This window comes from Stenotrophomonas sp. YJH_SMC_40 (assembly GCF_059368615.1).
In genome coordinates, this window is sequence record NZ_JCAFRX010000024.1 from 1 (window position 1) to 3,094 (window position 3,094).

The window sequence follows — 3,094 nt, forward strand, 5'->3', positions numbered from 1 at the left end:
AGGGGCAAAGCCCCTTTGGGCAAGGCCGAAGGCCGCCGCAGGAGCAAGCCCGAAGGGCGCTGCAACCGCCGCAGGCGGGCACGACTTTGCTTCGCAAAGTCTAGTGAGTACACTATCATCTGATAGTGTCCCGCCGGAGGCACCGCCTTGCGCTGCCCCGACTGGCCGGATTCGGACACCAAGGGGAGGGGCAGGCATGGCGGCCTACGCGATCATGCGATGCAAGAAGCTGGCGACGATGGGCAGCGTGGCGGCGGCGTTGCAGCACTGCTACCGCGAGCGCGAAACGCCCAACGCTGACGCCGAACGCACGCCGGACAACGAGCACCGGGCGGCCACCTCAACCGATGCGGCGATGGGGCGGCTGCGCGAGTTGCTGCCGGAGAAGCGGCGCAAGGACGCGGTGCTGGCGGTCGAATACGTGATGACGGCCAGCCCGGAATGGTGGGCCAAGGCCACGCCCCAGCAGCAGGCCGCGTTCTTCGACCAGGCGCAGGGCTGGCTGGCGGCCAAATACGGCGCGGATCGCATCGTGACGGCCAGCATCCACCGCGACGAGGCCACCCCGCACCTGTCGGCCTTCGTCGTGCCGCTGACGCAGGACGGGCGGCTGTCGGCCAAGGAGTTCATCGGTGGCCGCGACAAGATGCGGGCCGACCAGACCAGCTTTGCCGAGGCGGTGAGGGATCTCGGGCTGGAACGCGGCATCGAGGGCAGCCGGGCCACCCATCAGCGCGTCCAGAGCTACTACGGCGCCATCGAGCGCCAGCCCGGGCACGCCACCATCACGCCGCAGGCCATCGAGCCGCGGGTGCTGCGCAAGGGGATTTTCTCGAAGGACGTGGAGACGCCGGAGGCCGTGGCCGCCCGCGTGACCGCTGCCGTCAGGGAAGGGTATGGCCCGACCGTCGCAGCGGCCGCAGGAGCGCGTCAGGAGCGCGAGAAGGCCCGGCAGGCACAGGAGACAGCCCGGAGCCTGCGTGACCGCCTGAAGCCCGTTCTGGACGCTCTGGGGCCGCTTAATCGCGATATGCAGGCCAAGGCGGCCCAGATCATCAAGGCCGTGGGCGAGAAGCTGCTCGCCGAACAGCGCGAGGCGACACGCCAGCGGCAGGCCCAACGGCTTCGCAGTCGCGGCCGGGATCGCGACGACGGCGGGCTGTCTCGTTGACCCTACAGGTGGCCGACGGAAGGGGTTTATGGCTTGCAGCTACTGAGGACGGTTTGCTCCTTCCCGCCATCGTGGGTCGAAAGGTTCATGTCGTTGCCCTTACCCCACAGTTCGTAGGTGTAGTTTTTGCTAGCGGAGATGTAGCGCACTCCTGATGCGCTCTTGGCGCGTTTCAGTGGGACAAGCTCATCCATTTGCAGCATCACGGCATAGTCTCCGACGTACACGACATCCAACGTCTTTCCGCCTTCGCAAGCGTACTTGGTCTGGATCATCTCATCCGCTGCTGAAGCAAGATTCGGAGCGATTGCCGCCATCATGGCAGCAAGAGCGAACGTTTTTTTCATAAAGATTTTCTCCTTCGTTTCGTTGCTCATTGGGGAGTGCTTTCAAACATGTCAATGGTGTTCGGGTCGCGGTCGTCGTTCTGCTTCTCGCCGCTGAACATCGACATGATCCGGCGGCGGATATCGCCATCCTTGTTGACCAAGGTTTTGGTCACGAAAGCTGCGTAATCCTTGGCGTTGTCGTAGCCCTTCCAGACCTCGTGAGGATCCAGCGCATAGGCGCAAACCTTGCCAGCAACAGGGATGCGGACAAGCGCGCGATTTTCTTCCAGGTAAGACAACCAACGGCTGATTGTCCGCCTGTTGACGTTCATCTTGTCTGCCAAAAACTGCTGATCGCAGACCACCGCGCCGCAGGTTGGGTCGATATTTTCAGCAAAGAATGAATACAGGCCGAAGGCCCCAGCATTGCCTTTAGCAAGCTCAATGATGCGCTTCCAACCCAAGGGATACACCTGCGTGAACCCCTTGTTCTTCCGCGCCTCTTCGCGCTCCTGAGCCTCTTTCTCGTCCAGCATGGCCAGCTCTCGCTGGCGGATACGACGCTGGGCGTCGGTCGCCACCGTGATCTGCTGCATGGGGTTCCTCCAAAGTCGGGAAATTTGTCCGCTCATTGCGCCATTTCGAGTCGCAATGATACGACAAATTATGTCTCACGTCGAGATAGTTTGCGTCTCAACCTTGCTACCTGTTGAGACATCCATGCATGTCTCAACGTTAGGACACCCTATGTGTCTCAATGCATTTCTACAAATCCTTATAAATCAATAACTTAGCATTTCCCCCTTTCTCCTCTAAGGGGCTGCCGCCCCGCCGGCGGCCGCTACGCGGCCTTGGCACCCCGCTGACGGCCCCTGCGGGGCCTCTGGAAAAGGCCCACCCGGCCACCGGCCGGGTGACGTTGTTTGGGGGGCCTCCGGCGGCCGCTGCGCAGCCTTGGGGCGGTGGGCGCTGCCCCCCGCCACCCCCCGCGTTCGCCACGTGGCAGGGGTGCAGGGGCTACGGGCCTGCGGCCCTTCACTCCTGCACCCCTACCGGGGAGCGTGGGGTCGTTCCAGGCGCGTCAAGGGCCGCTGCGCTCTCCGGGGGTGGCCCGTGTCCTCGCCCTGCGGGCTGCGGGCCGCGCCAGCCACCCCCTGCGCCCTTGACCCGCCTTCCACTCCGGCGCTGTCGGAAATTTCCTACCCGGCCATGAGGCGATTTCCGACACGCCAGCGGGCCACTGGCTGACGCCTTCAGCGGAGGGCAGGGTCAAGGGCGCGCCCGCAGGCCGCAGCCCGGAGCGAAGCGCAGGGACCGGGCGAGGACGCGGGCGAAGCCGAACCCTTGACGCTGACCGCAGCGCCCCAGCCTGTGCGAGTGGGGGCAGGGACGAAGGGCGAAGCCCGCCACCCCTGCCCCCCGAGCCTCCCGGCGGCGAGGGTGGGGAGTCCAGAGGGGCAAAGCCCCTTTGGGCAAGGCCGAAGGCCGCCGCAGGAGCAAGCCCGAAGGGCGCTGCAACCGCCGCAGGCGGGCACGACTTTGCTTCGCAAAGTCTAGTGAGTACACTATCATCTGATAGTGTCCCGCCGGAGGC

At 64.7% G+C, this 3,094-nt stretch carries 3 protein-coding genes; 1 reads left to right on the top strand and 2 read right to left on the bottom strand.

Annotated features, from left to right (window positions below; all coding sequences use genetic code 11):
• The first annotated feature begins 196 nt into the window (after window positions 1–196).
• Complete coding sequence (mobV, locus tag AC5P6X_RS21565) at window positions 197–1,171, top strand: MobV family relaxase (RefSeq protein WP_033995413.1); 975 nt, start codon at window positions 197–199, stop codon at window positions 1,169–1,171.
• 26 nt (window positions 1,172–1,197) lie between these two features.
• Here mobV and AC5P6X_RS21570 read toward each other — a convergent pair whose 3' ends face one another.
• Window positions 1,198–1,548 carry an MliC family protein gene (locus AC5P6X_RS21570; protein WP_077265610.1) on the bottom strand — a complete coding sequence of 117 codons (351 nt, stop codon included), beginning with the start codon at window positions 1,546–1,548 and terminating at the stop codon, window positions 1,198–1,200.
• Window positions 1,545–2,096 (bottom strand): helix-turn-helix domain-containing protein, encoded by a 552-nt coding sequence (locus tag AC5P6X_RS21575; RefSeq protein WP_033995415.1) that lies wholly within the window; start codon window positions 2,094–2,096, stop codon window positions 1,545–1,547. Before AC5P6X_RS21575 ends, AC5P6X_RS21570 begins: the two co-directional genes overlap by 4 nt.
• Window positions 2,097–3,094: the final 998 nt, after the last annotated feature.

Excerpts from the sequence above, each read along its gene's own strand:
- mobV (WP_033995413.1), top strand. The coding sequence starts at position 197 with ATGGCGGCCTACGCGATCATGCGATGCAAGAAGCTGGCGACGATGGGC.
- AC5P6X_RS21570 (WP_077265610.1), bottom strand. The coding sequence starts at position 1,548 with ATGAGCAACGAAACGAAGGAGAAAATCTTTATGAAAAAAACGTTCGCT.
- AC5P6X_RS21575 (WP_033995415.1), bottom strand. The coding sequence starts at position 2,096 with ATGCAGCAGATCACGGTGGCGACCGACGCCCAGCGTCGTATCCGCCAG.